Source organism: Dolichospermum sp. UHCC 0406 (genome assembly GCF_009712025.1).
GTDB classification, from domain to species: Bacteria; Cyanobacteriota; Cyanobacteriia; order Cyanobacteriales; family Nostocaceae; genus Dolichospermum; species Dolichospermum lemmermannii.
In genome coordinates, this window is the sequence record NZ_VILA01000026.1 from 1 (window position 1) to 15711 (window position 15711).

The following is a 15711-nucleotide window of genomic DNA, read 5'->3' on the forward strand; positions in this document are numbered from 1 at the left end:
AACTGAGTTTCTCAAATATATACTTAGAAGATTTCCTTTTTTCATCTTTGCTATTTATGTATCAAATAAACTTCCTTTTTTTCGCTTTTTATGAATATTTTTTTTCGCTTGTGAGAAATCCGGGTCTAAGCATTATGGATAATGGTTTAGGAATTAACTCATCAAAAGAAGGTTGGGGGACAAAACAATTTAAAAATTTAGCCCAACAAATTAAAGGTAAATTTAGGCGAGTTTCCCTTTATCCTCAAGGTACTCTTTGTGAATTATCTTGGCCTTTAGCAAATTCTTTTTGGTGGCAATAAAAACTAGGAAAATTAGAAAATCTTGATATTTTACTTTTTCTCAAATAGCTGACTGTGCCAATACTGTGCCAAGATAGAGAATCAACAACTATATTGAGCAAAAGGACAGCTAAAAAACGCCGTGCAGATTACATTTTTAGGGACTAGTTCCGGTGTACCTACAAGATCACGCAACGTTTCCAGCGTGGCACTGAGGTTACCACAACGAGCAGAATTGTGGTTATTTGACTGTGGGGAAGGAACTCAGCATCAAATTTTGCGGAGTGATTTAAAAGTTAGCCAACTATCCCGAATTTTTGTCACCCATATGCACGGTGATCATATTTTTGGCTTAATGGGATTGCTTGCCAGTTGCGGTTTAGCAGGTAATGTAGACAAAATTGATATTTATGGTCCATCGGGATTAAACGAATACTTACAAGCCGCTTCCCGTTACTCTCATACCCATTTTTCTTACCCCATTAAAGTGCATACTGTGCAGTCGGGGGTAGTTTATGAAGATGATGAATTTACAGTTAGCTGTGGTCTTTTACATCACCGCATTCCTGCTTTTGGCTACCGAGTAGCAGAAAAAGATAGAACCGGACGCTTTGATATAGACAAAGCCAAAGCCTTAGAAATTCCTTCAGGTCCAATTTATGGACAACTCAAGCGCGGTGAAACAGTCACCCTGGCAGACGGAAGAGTAATTAATGGCAGTGAATTATGTGGTTCCACAGAAATTGGTCGGAAAATTGCCTATTGTACAGATACAGTTTATTGTGATGGTGCAGTACAATTAGCACAAGATGCAGATGTGTTAATTCATGAAGCAACGTTTGCTCATCAAGATTCAGAAATGGCTTTTCAGCGGTTACATTCTACAACCACAATGGCCGCGCAAACAGCATACATTGCCGGAGTTCGCAAACTGATTATGACACATTTTAGCCCCCGCTATGCTCCAGGTAATACCATTGAATTAAAAGACTTACTTAAAGAAGCAAAGGCAATTTTTCCGAAAACAATTATGGCTCATGATTTTATGGTTTATGATGTCCCTCGCAGACGAGAAATTGAATCCAGTGTGAGTGCCTAATTTCACTATAATTTTCATCTATTCCCAATTTATCACCCTCTAACTAATATATGAGCAATATTCCCCAAATTGGCCAACCTGCACCAGATTTTTCGACCCCAGACCAAAACAATAATTTAGTTAATATTGCCGATCTAAATCAGTGGCTAGTTCTCTATTTTTACCCTAAAGATAATACACCTGGCTGCACCACAGAAGCTCAAGACTTTACAGAATTATCCTCAGAATTTACTACAGTAGGCGCGAAAATTATCGGCGTTAGTCCCGACTCTGCCGCATCTCATTGTGAATTTATTGACAAACACAATTTATCAATTACCCTCTTAACTGATCCTAAACATCAATTAATAGAAGCTTATGGTGCATGGCGTTTAAAGAAGTTTATGGGTAAAGAATATATGGGGGTTGCCCGTTCCACCTTCCTGATTTCACCTAATAAAAGCATCGCCTACGCTTGGCCGAATGTCAAAACAAAAGGTCATGCTGAAGCTGTACTTAAAAAAATCAAGGAATTAGCAGCTATTTAAACTTTTATCAAACAGGAGTCAGGAGTCAGGAGTTAGAATAAATGCAACCTGCGAGAACATTTGAAGATTTAATAGTTTGGCAAAAAGCACATCAATTTGTGTTAGAAGTATATCAGATAACTGGGAATTTTCCTAAATCCGAAATATATGGACTCGCTTCTCAATTTAGACGCGCATCAATTTCTATTCCTGCAAATATCGCTGAGGGCTTTAAGAAAAAAGGAGATTTAGATAAAGTAAGATTTATGAATATTGCACAAGCTTCTCTGGAAGAATGTAGATACTATCTTATTCTCACAAAAGATTTAGGATATGCTAATACATCAGAATCAATGTTAAAACTACAAGAGGTTAGTAGATTATTAGATAGTTATGCAAAAGCTATTCTCAACAATTCTACCTCCTAACTCCTAACTCCTGACTCCTGACATCCTATTATTTGTATTATGGTTCAGTTCATCCAAGCACAAAATATAGGCATTGCCTATTTAGAAGAAAGATTTAGTTTAGAACAAACCGACAGTGAAGCGTTTTTTCCTGAATGGTGGGAACATTTGCCAGAAATTTCTGATTTAGAAAAGCAATATCTAGACAAAGTAAAATTTCATTTTCTCCGATTGGTTAAACATCCTCCTTTATCAGAAGAAACCGTAAAGTTAGTTGTTTTATCTCCCTTACTCAGTTTAGCTGGATTTTATGATGAACCTTTCTTGATTAGAAGTGAATCATCAATAGAAATTGCCGTCGAAAATGAAGACGAAGTTATCAGAGGCCGAATTGATGTTTTAGTGATTCAGCAACAATTATGGTTATTGGTAATTGAATCTAAAAAAACTGCTTTTTCCCTTGCACAAGCCATACCTCAAGCACTTACTTATATGCTGGCTAATCCTCATCCTGATTATCCTGTATATTCATTAGTCATTAATGGAGAAGATTTTCAATTTATCAAACTTCTGCAAAAAGATCAACCTAGATATGCTTTGTCAGACAGATTTACTTTGTATCGTCGAGAAAACGAACTTTATCAAGTTTTCCGAATCTTAAAAAAACTAAGTCAAATTTTGAATTAACTCTGAATTAATTATGTCCAGTCGTCCTATCTATCTCGATTGTCATGCTACTACCCCCGTTGATGAAAGGGTAATGGCTGCTATGATTCCCTATTTTACCGAAAAGTTTGGTAATGCGGCGAGTATTAGCCATATTTACGGTTGGGAATCGGAAGCTGCTGTTAGACAAACACGGGAAATTTTAGCAAAAGCAATTAATGCTACCCCCGAAGAAATTGTTTTTACCAGTGGTGCAACGGAAGCAAATAATTTAGCTATTAAAGGTATTGCTGAGGCTTATTTCCAAAAAGGTCAGCATATTGTGACTATTGCCACGGAACATAAAGCAGTTTTAGATCCTTGCGAATATTTAAAAAGTCTTGGTTTTGATATTACAATTTTGCCAGTACAAAAAGATGGACTAATTGATTTAAATCAGTTAGCAAAAGCTTTGCGTCATGATACAATTTTAGTATCTGTAATGGCTGCAAATAATGAAATTGGGGTTTTACAACCAATAGCCGAAATTGGAGAAATGTGCCGGCAAAGGCAAATTATTTTGCACACAGACGCAGCCCAAGCTATTGGTAAAATCCCTTTAGATGTAGAAGAGATGAATATTGATTTAATGTCTCTCACAGCCCATAAAGTCTATGGACCAAAGGGAATTGGGGCTTTATATGTCCGCAGACGTAACCCTAGAGTTAAACTTGCTTCCCAACAACATGGGGGAGGACATGAAAGAGGAATGCGTTCTGGGACTTTATACACACCGCAAATTGTCGGTTTTGGTAAAGCTGTAGAAATTGCTGATTCAGAACAAGAAACCGAAAATCACCGATTAACAGCATTAAGAGCAAGATTGTGGCAACAGTTATCTACTGTCGGGGGAATTCATGTAAATGGACATCCTCAAAACCGATTAGCAGGAAACTTAAATATTAGTGTGGAAGGTGTAGATGGTGCAGCACTTTCATTAGGGTTACAATCAACAGTAGCGGTATCTTCGGGTTCTGCTTGTTCTTCTAATAATGTTGCCCCTTCCTATGTGTTGAAAGCATTGGGACATTCGGATAAATTAGCTTATGCTTCCATGCGATTTGGGATGGGGAGATTTAATACAGTTGAGGAAATTGATCAAGTTGCCAACCAAGTAATTTCTACCATTCAAGGTTTAAGAAGTGCTTCAGTAGTTAGTTTTCAGTAGCAATTATTAGTTAATTTGTCATAAATCTGCCAGAATTGTTATATTCTGTAAACTTAGGTTTGAGTTTACTTTCAGACAAGTATCAATTAACTTATTTACTAAGTGGACTTTTTATGTCCTTTTACCCACAGGTTAAAGAATTTTTTCTCGGTAAATCCTTACCAACAAGCGAGGCAATATCTGATGGGGTGTTAGCTTTTAAACCTCCAGAATCGAAAAATGCTCGGCTGACTTTGTTGTATTTAGGAGTAATTTTGGGATTCATGTTTGTAGGTATCACTTACTTGGCAAACATTTATCATATTGTTCCCGGAGAAGGACAAACAGTAGTTTCTCTTTTGGGGAGAGCAATTTTGGGAACAGGGCCTGTTTACTATTTCCTGCAAGTTGTTACCCTGTTGGTTTTGATGTTAGCTGCTAATACCAGTTATGCAGATTTTCCCAGACTGTGTTATTTTTTAGCCAGAGATGGATTTTTACCCCGCCAATTGTCTCTATTAGGCGATCGCTTGGTCTACTCTAACGGGATTATTCTCCTTAGTACCTGTGCAGGAATTTTAGCCATTATCTTCAAAGGTCAAGTTAACGCCATTATCCCTCTCTACGCAGTTGGTGTATTTACTTCCTTTACCTTATCGTTCAGTAATTGAGCCAATTGTAGATTTTATTGGTCAGTTCCAGGAAAGTCACTCAGGTGTTTTCACAACTATCATTATTCCCGTTTTTGTCCCTCGAAATTGGTGGGATAGTATTTTACATAACCAAACAACTTTGTTTTTGAAGACTGCTTTACGAGCAAACAAGAGTCGTATTGTCACAACTGTTAGATATTACTTGTGATTATTGGTAATTATCAATGATCAATTTTTTAAAACCTCCGTTCAAACTCAATTACAGCCCGGGTATCATCAGTTAAATTAGTGGAAGAACGAAGACGAAATTGATTATTTATCCGGTAATTAATCCCCCATTGTAAAGGATCATTTGCTGTTAAAATCTTAATAGTAGAAAGGGAAAATTTCGGAGAAATATCAATTCCGGCTTCTAAAGCTAATTCTAAAGATGAGTTATTTCTTCCCGCTTCTGGTCTTTCCGAAACAATAGTCGGAAATATCCGCAATTCACTTAAACCAAAAGCATCACCAATTTCATTAAATGCACCTTGGAAATTACTGAAAACAGCCGAACTAGCAATATTAATTAAACCCAGATTACTGTCACTACGTCCTTGATTGTCAATAAGTCCACCTCCTAACAAAGTGACAATTTGTGTTTGTGAACGAGAAGGATTACTTTTTAGTTGTAAGTTATCATTAATTTGACTAGCTAAACCATTAATACTGGCTTCAACTCGGACTGTTTCCAACCCGGCTAAACCTGTAGAACCTTGTCTGCTAATATCACTATTTTGAGTTACATCTAGAATCTTCGCAAATAGCCGAATATCCAAATTAGGATCACGGGGTTGACGAGGGCTAAAAGTAGCGGTGTGTTCATGACCTTTTGCTAAATTTAATTGGGTAGTAAATAAATTTACTGCACCTTTATTTAACTTAATAGTTCCTTCTGGTATCGGTTCAACTAAAGAACCGTTAACAATTAGATCTCCAGAAGCTTGGAATTTAAAAACTGGTGATTTGACAATTTGGATATTTCTACCTAATTTTAATCCTAAATTATTTAACCTAGTAATTTTATTTTCTGGATCTGGTTTGTTTTGGTTGCCAATTTTATTAGCTGCTGAATTCTCATCTGGAGATTCTGTTAACAATACTTGACCATCAAATAATTCTATATTACCGCCAATTATTGGTTTCAGAATAGAACCAGTAATTTCTAAATTACCATTAGCACCTCCTTGATATAACCCCTTGAGATTTAAAACTAATTGTTTTAAAGTCACAATTAGCGGCACATCTATTTTGGTATCTCGACTATTAAAAATTGGCAATTCTCCAGCAGCTTGAATATTACCATCACTAAATTTACCTTCGAGACTTTTTATAAACACACGGGTTAAATCAAAAATTGCTTTACCATTCACATTGGTTAACTTTCCTGGTAAGGTTGGGGATCTAAAAGTAGCATTATCGAGAGAAGCAGTTCCTTTAACGAAAGGTTGTTGTTGAGTTCCCCGAACTTTTAAATCTAATTCCCCTTGTCCTTTTTCAAAAGATATCTCATTAGTAAACAGATTGAGAATTGTTAAACCTTCATTTTTGACATTGATATCTAAGGTAATTTGATTACTGTTTGATTTTTCAGAAGCAAAGGGCAAAGTATAGGGAATACTACCATTAATATTTGCAGGTTCAGTCCCTACTCCCACTCCCGTTACCTGACTACCAAAGTTTAAACGTCCGTCAGCATAACTGAAACTAGTATTAGCTGATTCCACTGATTTCTGATCAATTGTTCCTTCTGTAATGTTTAATTCTCCTCTAGCTTGAGGATTGATAATACTCCCAGCTATTGCTGCGGTAATATTCAGCTTACCGCCAATTCCCAGTGGCAGTTTCACCAAATTATTTAGTCGCTGAATGGGAAAGTTTTCGATTTTTAATTGACCTGATTGCGCCTGACCACCAATGTTACCTGTAAAGGCAATTATTTTTTGCTGAGATTGAATTCGTAAAGGTCGGAACCGGAAAATTCCTTCTTCAAAACTACCTTTAGCTATGACTTGTTCCGCACGATAAAAGCGGCTTGGTTCTGTTGATTTACCCCAGGTGAAGTTTTCTCCTTGGAGGTTAAATTTTATCCTGGGTTCGTCCGTTGTGGCAGTATTAATAAAAATATTCCCATTCAAAATCCCCTTTAAGTCTCTTAAATCTGGGATAGGTTTAGCCGTAGACCGTTGTTGTTGTTGGGTAGTTAGTAGGGTATCAATTTCTGATAACCGTTGGATTTGGGTCAATAGAGACTCTAAAGGTAATCCTTGGGAGTTGGTGGTTAAGTCCGCAGACTTGCCGTAAGTCGGTGCTTTTAAACCACGTTGGAAGTCTTCTATGTCAAAGATTTGAGCCGCATTCAAAAAGTCTTGAATGTTGCCTTTTTCAATGTTGATTTTTGCTCGCAGTTGCGGTTTTTTTGCCCACGGTTTGATATTGGCATCAAAGCTATATCTGCTTTCACCTTTGCGAAGTTCGCTATCACGAAGGACGAATGTATTGTTATCATAGCGCAGTTCGGTCCTAAAGCGATCGCCTTTAATCCGGCCAAGTTCGGGTTTTTCAATGGCTATATTTCCTGCTGTGGCAAATGTCTGCGAATTAATTTGCAAATTTGCTGTTAATAATCCTCTCACTCCTCCCGGACTTAAAGGAGTATTTGCTGGTACAGGTATATTTAAAGCTTTTAATGGGAAATTAGCCACATTCACACCCCAGTCAGATCCCGTTGCTGCACCTGATAGCAATGCTTGTTGCCACTGAACTAAAAACGATTTGGGGCGATTGTTACCATCTAAATTAATTGCTATCCGTTCCTTTACACCTGCAACATCTAAACTTAACCCCTGTCCTGATCCAGAATTCACATTACCAGTCAATAATGGTTCAAAAGCAAATTCCTGAACTTGGAAATTCCGTAACCCCAACTTACCTATAATATTTGGTGCAGTGGGTTTTCCTGTCACTTGTCCGCTAAAATCTAAGTTGCCAGCAATATCCGCAGTATCAGGTAGTTGCACTGGCAACCGTTGCAGACTATAATTTTTTGCCTGAACATTAAAATTTAATTGCGTAATTTCTGGGATACCTGCTTTCTTAGCATTAGCTAATAAATAACCTTTAGCTTGAAAGTTAGCATTATTAGAACTATCAACAGTTAGCTTTTCTCCATTCCACCCGATATCAGCTTGAATAGGTGAATCAAAACCTTGTAAACCTTGACTAAAGCGCACCTGACCAACAGCAGCCACATCTGCTAATTTAGAAGCAGTCACATTTCCCGATACTTGCAACTTTCCTCCCAACTGTCCTTTTAACTGCTGATTGAAAGGGTTTAATTGTAAACCTGAAGTAGCCAACAATGCTTGATAATTACCATTATTAAGTTGAATAGAAGAGGCTGTAACTGTACCACTTGGTAATTTCAAGCTGCCTTTTCCCTCCCCTTGAATAGTTTCTGGTTGGAACGACTCGACCGAACCAGTTACTTGCAACTGACCGGCTATATTTCCTTGGAATTGTGGTGGTACAGATGCTAACTTTGTCAGGGGGACATTTTCCGCTTGAATTTTCGCCTGATAGCGACCTTCTGCAACTTGAATATTAGCAGCTTTAATTCTCCCTCCACCAACAGAGAGGAATCCTTCACCTGTTCCAGCAAAGGTTTTGAGGTTAAAATTTTCCCTATTACCGACAATAGTGAAATTACCTGCGAGGAGATTATTTAAAATTGGGTTAGCCTGTTTTAAAATTGTTCCTAAACGTAAATCTTTCCCAACTAATAAAGTTGTAAAATTTTGGTCTTGTAACTTAATTTGCGAAATATTAACTGTGCCACCAGCAATGTTGATATTGGCATTTTTAGGAATAATCGTCTCTATTTGAAATGGTGAAGAATTTCCTGATAATTGCAAATTACCGTTAAATTCTACCCCAGCTAGAGAAATATTTTCCTGCTGTTTTTGGTCAACAAAAGATGTTAATTTAATCTTGCTAGATTGAGCCGAAGCCTGCCAACGCTTGCTATCATGACTATAAATACCACTACCATTCACTACACCTCCACCAACAGTTGCAACTACATCACGAAAAGAAACTGTGCGGTCAGGATTAATAATACTTGTCCCTGTTACTGGATATTGGGCTTGAGGAGCTTGCCATTTAACGAAAGTGTGGGTATTATCAGCTACACCTTTTATTTCTGCGGTGGCTGTGATCATGCCAATGGGGAATCCTGTTTTGATATTATATACTTGAGCGATCGCATCCCCTGGCATATTTTCCGCTCGGAGTTGAAAATTCAGTGCAGATACTTTACCAAGTTTAATAATTCCCCCGCCTTTAACCTCACCCCCATAGGTAGTTTTGCCTTGAATATCCGTAATTCTCAGGAGAGATTTACTACTAATAAGCTCAAATTTACTACTAACTTTCCCAAAATCAACTTGATCAATTCGAGCAGTTTTCAACGTCCTCACATTACCAGATAGCACTGGTTTAGTAGTTGCTCCCATTAGCTGCAAATCGGCTTGAGCTATACCACTCACAGGAAATGGTAACTTTACCTTTAAAGTTGCTTGAGCATTGGCCAAACTTACCGCATTCACACGTGCTTTTAAATTAAACCCTGCTTGTTGATCAATAGTCCCCGATGTTGTGAACGGGATTTGTCCGTAGTTTGTGACTATATTATCTAATTTAATTACCAGTCCATCAAAAATGAGATTTCCCTGACTATGATTGAATAATTCGGGGATTTTTGCGATTTGTAGTGTTACCCCCTCCATCATAGCATTGCCATAGAGTAAGGTTTTCTGCTTTGGTGTTATCTTAATTCGCAAATCACCATTTACTCTCCCACTTTGTAAAGTCAGTGGTAAAGTTACAAGCCGAGTAATATCTGCGGACAGGAGATTTTGCCCTCGCACTCGAAAATCCCCTGCTAAAACTTTCTGAGGAATTAAATCTCCGACAATGGAAATATCACCCCCACTTACTGCCTTAGCAGCCAAGTCTAATTTAATTAGTTTATTTTGATTTAAGAGTTGAGCAGTTCCATTAATCCCAGAAAATTTTACAGGAACTTGTAAAGAAAAATCTCCCCCCATTTTTCTCGGTACTAATACCAAATTTGCATCCCGAAACCGTAACTTATCCAAATCAGTTTTAATCAATCCCTTACCAGTAGCTGGGGTGATAGTAGTCGTTAACCAGCGGGCTTGGGGATCTTGTTGAACATAAACATCTGGATTAATTAAAGTTACATCCAATCGGAGATTGCGGTTAATAACTAACTTCCAAATATCAAAACCTACATCTACTGCTTTGATATTTGCCCTATCTGGATCTGTGGCTGTAGCGGGAATCTCAGAAGCGGCAAACTGAACGCCAGTCAGGGAAAAGGACTCAATTGCTCCCAGTTTTACCGGACGGTTGAGAGTAGTAGTCAGACTTTGGGTAGCTAATGGTACTAGTTCCTGGTAAACAAAATTCTGCAATCGCCAAATACTGAAAATAATTCCTATCAATAGCAAAGCACCTACACCTAAACAACTACGGTTCAATATCATTAACCATAGAAGCCTAAGCCCAGAATCAGCGGGGCGAGAATTTTGACTAGGAGAGTTAGACATAGGTTTTCACTCTTGGATTACCAGATATCTGGAAGAATACAAAATACTAATTTTGACATAATTTTACGTTTAACTACTAGTAGTTTGTTGTAGTGTGAGCGTCTCGCTCACGCGGGCAAGATGCCCACACTACTGTAGTGTCTTGCTGACCCGTATTTAATTTTCACCAGATGTCTATTAGAGTATAGCCAAATGATGGCAAAAATTACAGCTAGGTTTTTGGCAAAATTAGAGAACTATATCTTTTGGTCTATGCCTGATTTCCCGCAATCACACAAAAATTATTAGAGATTTTCCCGAATGTACAACCTAGAACTTTAAGATAAATTAGAGAACTAATCAATCAAGGGATGGATAATGCGTGTTTTTGTACTGATTTTCAATGCTGGTACTGATAATGAAGGAATTCACAGCATTCGGATTAGCAATGGCCAAGGTTTAGAAGGCAATAAAATCCTCATGTTTGAATCAGAGGACGATGCCACCCGTTTTGCTTTAATGTTAGAAGCTCAAGACTTCGCTATCCCGACAGTGGAGATGATGAATGCTGATGATGTTCAGGAATTTTGCCAAAGCACTGGCTATACTTGGGAAATTGTGGCTGAAAACAGTGAATTAGTAATTCCACCCGAAACGAACGTGGAACAAACTGATTGGCAAGCCCAAGCACAAATAGAGGATGCTGATAAAAACTTCTTCCCTACCAGTCTATCTGCCCCAGAAAGTGTTAATTCTGATTTAGACAGTATTCGTCGTCAACTGGAAGGTTTATTGTAGTTTGTTATTAGTTATTAGTTATTGGTGATTGGTGATTGGTGATTGGTGATTGGTGATTGGTGATTGGTGATTGGTGATTGGTGATTGGTGATTGGTGATTGGTGATTGGTGATTGGTGATTGGTCGTAAATAACAACTGACAACTGACAACTGACAACTGTACGGGCGAAGCATTTGGAGAACTATTTTTGGCAATGACCGATAATTTATCTTCCAAATGCTTCGCCCCTACTGACAACTGACAACTGACAACTGTACGGGCGAAGCATTTGGAGAACTATTTTTGGCAATGACCGATAATTTATCTTCCAAATGCTTCGCCCCTACTGACAACGGACAACTGACAACTAACAACTGACACAGTATACACAAATGACAAATTTCCAGGAACGCGGGCATCTGCTCACCGAACAAGTTAATCCCCATAGTCTCAATTTAGACCAGCTCAACTCTTTAGAATTGGTAGAATTATTTAATAGCGAAGACCAAAAGGCAGTAGCAGCAGTAGCAGCGGCTAAAGTTCAGTTAGCAGCAGCTATTGACCTCGCAGCAGAAAAACTGCGTCAAGGTGGCCGTTTATTTTATGTGGGTGCAGGGACAAGTGGCAGATTAGGAGTATTAGATGCTGCCGAGTGTCCACCTACTTTCTGTACTTCCCCAGAATTGGTACAAGGGATTATTGCTGGTGGTGCGGGAGCATTAGTCCGCAGTTCCGAGGATTTGGAAGATCGAGCGGAAGATGGGGAAACTGCGATCGCGCAACGACAAATCACGCAACTGGATGTAGTCGTCGGCATCACGGCTGGGGGAACAACGCCTTTCGTTCACGGTGCCATTAATGCAGCGCGTCAACGGGGGGCTAAGACTATTTTTATAGCCTGTGTTCCCACAGAACAAGTCGGTATTGAAGTTGATATTGATATTCGTTTATTGACAGGACCAGAAATTTTAGCTGGTTCTACTCGCTTAAAAGCGGGGACGGTGACAAAATTAGTGTTAAATACCCTTTCGACTGGGGTAATGGTTAAACTAGGTAAAGTGTATGGGAATCGCATGGTTGATGTCGCTGTCACGAATCAAAAATTACATGATCGCGCTTTACGGATCTTACAAGACTTAACTAGTTTAAGTCGAGAAGCAGCCGGGTTTTTACTAGAACATAGTGGTAAATCGGTTAAATTGGCATTATTAATGCACTGGACTGGTTTAGACCAAGAATTTGGGAAACAACTACTAGCCAGCCATCAAGGCAATCTTCGACTGGCTGTAACTAGCTGTCAACCAGACATAAAAGCCAAGAATAAGAAAAGTCAGGAATAATTCAATCTAAATTCTGATTCGGTGACGAACTGTTTTTTTCGGGCTACGCATCTTTTAAAAACATCTTTTTTTTGACAGAAGCTCTAAACTGGTGCAAATGAGTGTTTCTTATCTGTTCCCAGTTAAGAGTTTCCTTCTTTTGTAATTTATGTGATTAGGTACTAATTTAAAGTTGTCTGACTACAGGTTTACCGTCAATAACTTCACCAACAAGCACGATATCTGCACAATTGACGAAAATGCCATTTTCCAAAACACCAGGAATATTATTCAGGGTTTTTTCCAGGTTTACAGGGTCATCAATGCTATCGAATGTGACATCCAAAACCATGTTACCTTGATCAGTGATCACAGGTCCGGCTTTTCTCACACCCATCCGCAATTCTGGCTTACCACCAAGTGCTTTAATGGCATTAGTGACGGGGGTAAGTGCCATAGGAATAACTTCAACTGGTACAGCGAAACTAGAACCCAAGCGCTCTACTAACTTACCACCATCAACGACGACAATAAACTGTGTTGCTAGGTAATCTACAACTTTTTCGCGGGTATGTGCCGCACCACCACCTTTAATCAAGTTTTTGTGGGGGTCTACCTCATCTGCCCCATCTATGGCAATATCAATATGGTCTACAGCGTCTAAAGTGGTGAGGGGAACGCCATACTCTTTTGCTAACACTTCTGATTGAAATGAGGTGGGGATACCGACAATATCTTTGAGTTCCCCTGATTTGAGGCGTTCTCCTAAATACTGAATGGTGTAAGCTGTGGTTGAACCTGTACCCAAACCAACTATTGAACCGGATTTTACTAAATTGGCGGCCGCTTTGCCAACTTCTTGCTTCATCAATTTAACTGGATCTGCTGGTATGGACATTCTTTAACTCCTGAACAATTAAGGCTATAGAAAATACTATCACAGCCAACTATATTATAAAATTGGTAATGAGAATTTAGAATTTAGAATTTAGAATTTAGAATTTAGAATTGAGGATTGAGAACTAAAACTCCCTTGATTTTTGATTTCTGAGCGAAATTTTGGATTTTATTTACAGACAATTTGTTATAAAGATAAAGGTTTATCAATTATATTTAAAAAATCTTTATTTTTAATTATCTAGAAAATCAGCAACTTCAATTATGCAATCACCGTCAATATTAGTAATACAGTTATAAAATAATAGTCGCAATGAAAAAATTACTAGGGATATTGACTTTAATCACACTTCTCCAAAATTCCCCAATTATTGCCCAAGAACAATCACTAGATCCAATACCTGTTACCAGTTCAGAATATATCCAAAAGGTAGTTGATTCTAAGTTAATGGATAATTTTCCCGATGGTAAATTTTATCAGGATAAGTTAATTAGTCGTGCAGAATTAGCGTCAATTTTAGTGAAGGCATTTTATTTAGATAAACGGGCTATTCTGCCAGAAAAAAAATCTGTATTCATCCCGGATGTTCCTCCTTCTCATTGGGCATATAAAGATGTTCAGATAGTTTTGAAAACTGATATTATGAAAGGTTATCGAGGAAATCTATTTTTCCCAAATCAACGGGTTACTAGAGGTGAAGGTTTAGCGATTTTTGCCCAAGCTTATGGGGTTTTCCAATTTCCTGATCAAAGCGTTGATAAGATTCTCTCATCACATCCAGATGCCATAAATATACCTGATTGGTCTAGAAAAGCGATCGCTACAGTCATTGCTGAAGAATTTGTGAATATGGATACACAAGGTAATATTTACCCACTAAGCCCCATGACAAGAGGAGATTTAGCTTATGTGCTGAGTAAGTATTTACAACGTCAACAGCAGGAATCAGAAACACCTGTAATTCCCAGTATTTCTCCATTTTAAGCCAAAAACTTGTTTACACAGCGAACAAACATTTCCACACCCATTGGTAAAGCCGTTTCATCAAAATCAAATCGGGGATGATGATGAGGATAATCTAATTTTTTCTCTGGATTTGCAGAACCAAGAAAAAAGTAACAACCGGGAACTTCTTGCAAGAAAAATGACATATCTTCCCCACCCATTGTTTGACACTCAGGAACGATACCAATGGGGGTTTCTATCACTTCCTCTGCAACTGAACGAACTAATGCCGCGATTTCCGTATCATTGATAACTGGTGGATAAAGATGAATATAATCTAAGTCATAATTTGCACCGTGACTTTGACAAATTCCCCCAACAATTTGTTGAATGCGTTCTTTAAAAAAACCTGCTAAATCAGGATTAAAATATCTCACTGTCCCACCCATTCTTGCGGTATCAGCAATCACATTAACTGCTGTGCCGGCGTGGAGTTCTCCCACTGTCACCACAGCCGCATCAATGGGGTTAATATTACGGGAAACAATAGTTTGTAAAGCATTGACTATTTGCGCCGCTATCACGATAGAATCTACTGTTTGCTGAGGAATTGCCCCATGTCCACCTTTACCAAAAATGGTGCAGCGAAACAATTCTACAGCGGCCATTAATGCCCCAGCGCGGACTCCCACAGTTGCCAATGGCAGATTATTCCATAAGTGTAAACCGATAATGGCATCAACATCAGGGTTCTTCAATACACCTGCTGCGATCATCGGTTTTGCCCCACCGGGACCTTCTTCGGCGGGTTGGAAGATAATTTTTACTGTGCCACTAAAGTCTTGTCGGTGTTGATTGAGGTAATATGCCGTACCGAGAGCGATCGCTGTATGTCCATCATGTCCACAAGCGTGCATCACACCATCATGTTGAGAACAATAGGGAACTTCATTCTCTTCTTGAATAGGTAAAGCATCCATATCCGCCCGTATTGCTAATACTTTACCATGTCCAGATTTTTCACCTTTAATAATCGCCACAATTCCCGTTTCTGCAATACCTGTTTGATGTGCAATTCCCCAACTTTGCAACTTTTCGGCAATAAACTCAGCGGTAATTTTTTCCTGAAAACCTAATTCTGGTTTTTGGTGAATTTGTCTTCTCCACTCTACTAATTGCGGTTGCAAAGCCCGAATTGCTAACCGCACATTTTTAAGATTTACCGTTGAAGCCAAAGGAAATGTAGAAACCATATTTATCAATTAAAAATTAAAAAAACTCTTCCCCATTACCTATTACCAATCACCAATTACCAATCACCC

At 38.5% G+C, this 15711-nt stretch carries 15 protein-coding genes; 10 read left to right on the top strand and 5 right to left on the bottom strand.

Annotation, left to right across the window (positions count from 1 at the left end; genetic code table 11):
* Positions 1–134 precede the first annotated feature (134 nt).
* From FJR09_RS20190 to FJR09_RS20220, 7 genes are all read left to right on the top strand, one after another.
* Complete coding sequence (locus tag FJR09_RS20190; RefSeq protein ID WP_371260342.1) at positions 135–302, top strand: hypothetical protein; 168 nt, start codon at positions 135–137, stop codon at positions 300–302.
* Between the two features lie 121 nt (positions 303–423).
* Positions 424–1380, top strand: coding sequence for a ribonuclease Z (locus FJR09_RS20195; protein ID WP_015080459.1), 957 nt, complete (start codon positions 424–426; stop codon positions 1378–1380).
* A 50-nt stretch (positions 1381–1430) separates the two neighbouring features.
* Positions 1431–1907 carry a peroxiredoxin gene (locus FJR09_RS20200; protein ID WP_168650487.1) on the top strand — a complete coding sequence of 159 codons (477 nt, stop codon included), beginning with the start codon at positions 1431–1433 and terminating at the stop codon, positions 1905–1907.
* 41 nt (positions 1908–1948) lie between these two features.
* Positions 1949–2314: a four helix bundle protein gene (locus FJR09_RS20205; RefSeq protein WP_015080461.1), complete on the top strand. Its 366-nt coding sequence runs from the start codon at positions 1949–1951 to the stop codon at positions 2312–2314.
* Between the two features lie 39 nt (positions 2315–2353).
* Positions 2354–2980 carry a type I restriction endonuclease gene (locus FJR09_RS20210; protein ID WP_015080462.1) on the top strand — a complete coding sequence of 209 codons (627 nt, stop codon included), beginning with the start codon at positions 2354–2356 and terminating at the stop codon, positions 2978–2980.
* A gap of 13 nt (positions 2981–2993) precedes the next feature.
* On the top strand, positions 2994–4166 hold the full coding sequence (locus tag FJR09_RS20215; protein WP_015080463.1) for an IscS subfamily cysteine desulfurase: 1173 nt from the start codon (positions 2994–2996) through the stop codon (positions 4164–4166).
* Between the two features lie 113 nt (positions 4167–4279).
* A complete protein-coding gene (locus FJR09_RS20220; RefSeq protein WP_051155184.1) occupies positions 4280–4816 on the top strand; it encodes an amino acid permease in 537 nt (178 codons plus the stop codon).
* Positions 4817–5034: 218 nt separating this feature from the next.
* Here FJR09_RS20220 and FJR09_RS20225 read toward each other — a convergent pair whose 3' ends face one another.
* A complete protein-coding gene (locus FJR09_RS20225) occupies positions 5035–10470 on the bottom strand; it encodes a translocation/assembly module TamB domain-containing protein (protein WP_168653553.1) in 5436 nt (1811 codons plus the stop codon).
* 357 nt (positions 10471–10827) lie between these two features.
* On the opposite strand from FJR09_RS20225, the gene FJR09_RS20230 reads away from it, so the two are divergent.
* Complete coding sequence (locus tag FJR09_RS20230) at positions 10828–11247, top strand: DUF3110 domain-containing protein (protein ID WP_015080465.1); 420 nt, start codon at positions 10828–10830, stop codon at positions 11245–11247.
* A 7-nt stretch (positions 11248–11254) separates the two neighbouring features.
* Here the strand turns inward: FJR09_RS20230 and FJR09_RS25530 are convergent, their stop codons facing one another.
* Entirely contained in the window at positions 11255–11485 is a 231-nt protein-coding gene (locus FJR09_RS25530) for a hypothetical protein (protein WP_235081828.1), read from the bottom strand.
* The gene (locus tag FJR09_RS26000) at positions 11476–11601 is read right to left on the bottom strand and encodes a hypothetical protein (protein ID WP_256370277.1); all 126 of its coding nucleotides are present in this window, start codon (positions 11599–11601) and stop codon (positions 11476–11478) included. Before FJR09_RS26000 ends, FJR09_RS25530 begins: the two co-directional genes overlap by 10 nt.
* Positions 11602–11619: 18 nt before the next feature.
* Between FJR09_RS26000 and murQ the strand changes: the two genes are divergently transcribed.
* On the top strand, positions 11620–12567 hold the full coding sequence (gene murQ / locus FJR09_RS20240; RefSeq protein ID WP_015080466.1) for an N-acetylmuramic acid 6-phosphate etherase: 948 nt from the start codon (positions 11620–11622) through the stop codon (positions 12565–12567).
* Between the two features lie 166 nt (positions 12568–12733).
* Here murQ and rpiA read toward each other — a convergent pair whose 3' ends face one another.
* A complete protein-coding gene (gene rpiA / locus FJR09_RS20245; RefSeq protein ID WP_015080467.1) occupies positions 12734–13444 on the bottom strand; it encodes a ribose-5-phosphate isomerase RpiA in 711 nt (236 codons plus the stop codon).
* 312 nt (positions 13445–13756) lie between these two features.
* On the opposite strand from rpiA, the gene FJR09_RS20250 reads away from it, so the two are divergent.
* Positions 13757–14428 carry an S-layer homology domain-containing protein gene (locus FJR09_RS20250; protein ID WP_168653580.1) on the top strand — a complete coding sequence of 224 codons (672 nt, stop codon included), beginning with the start codon at positions 13757–13759 and terminating at the stop codon, positions 14426–14428.
* Here the strand turns inward: FJR09_RS20250 and FJR09_RS20255 are convergent.
* Entirely contained in the window at positions 14425–15642 is a 1218-nt protein-coding gene (locus FJR09_RS20255; RefSeq protein WP_015080468.1) for a M20 family metallopeptidase, read from the bottom strand. The two genes, FJR09_RS20250 and FJR09_RS20255, sit on opposite strands and share 4 nt — an antisense overlap.
* Between the last annotated feature and the right edge of the window lie 69 nt (positions 15643–15711).

Coding starts and splice junctions, on each gene's coding strand:
- FJR09_RS20190 (WP_371260342.1), top strand. CDS start 135: ATGGATAATGGTTTAGGAATTAACTCATCAAAAGAAGGTTGGGGGACA.
- FJR09_RS20200 (WP_168650487.1), top strand. CDS start 1,431: ATGAGCAATATTCCCCAAATTGGCCAACCTGCACCAGATTTTTCGACC.
- FJR09_RS20205 (WP_015080461.1), top strand. CDS start 1,949: ATGCAACCTGCGAGAACATTTGAAGATTTAATAGTTTGGCAAAAAGCA.
- FJR09_RS20210 (WP_015080462.1), top strand. CDS start 2,354: ATGGTTCAGTTCATCCAAGCACAAAATATAGGCATTGCCTATTTAGAA.
- FJR09_RS20215 (WP_015080463.1), top strand. CDS start 2,994: ATGTCCAGTCGTCCTATCTATCTCGATTGTCATGCTACTACCCCCGTT.
- FJR09_RS20220 (WP_051155184.1), top strand. CDS start 4,280: ATGTCCTTTTACCCACAGGTTAAAGAATTTTTTCTCGGTAAATCCTTA.
- FJR09_RS20225 (WP_168653553.1), bottom strand. CDS start 10,470: ATGTCTAACTCTCCTAGTCAAAATTCTCGCCCCGCTGATTCTGGGCTT.
- FJR09_RS20230 (WP_015080465.1), top strand. CDS start 10,828: ATGCGTGTTTTTGTACTGATTTTCAATGCTGGTACTGATAATGAAGGA.
- murQ (WP_015080466.1), top strand. CDS start 11,620: ATGACAAATTTCCAGGAACGCGGGCATCTGCTCACCGAACAAGTTAAT.
- rpiA (WP_015080467.1), bottom strand. CDS start 13,444: ATGTCCATACCAGCAGATCCAGTTAAATTGATGAAGCAAGAAGTTGGC.
- FJR09_RS20250 (WP_168653580.1), top strand. CDS start 13,757: ATGAAAAAATTACTAGGGATATTGACTTTAATCACACTTCTCCAAAAT.
- FJR09_RS20255 (WP_015080468.1), bottom strand. CDS start 15,642: ATGGTTTCTACATTTCCTTTGGCTTCAACGGTAAATCTTAAAAATGTG.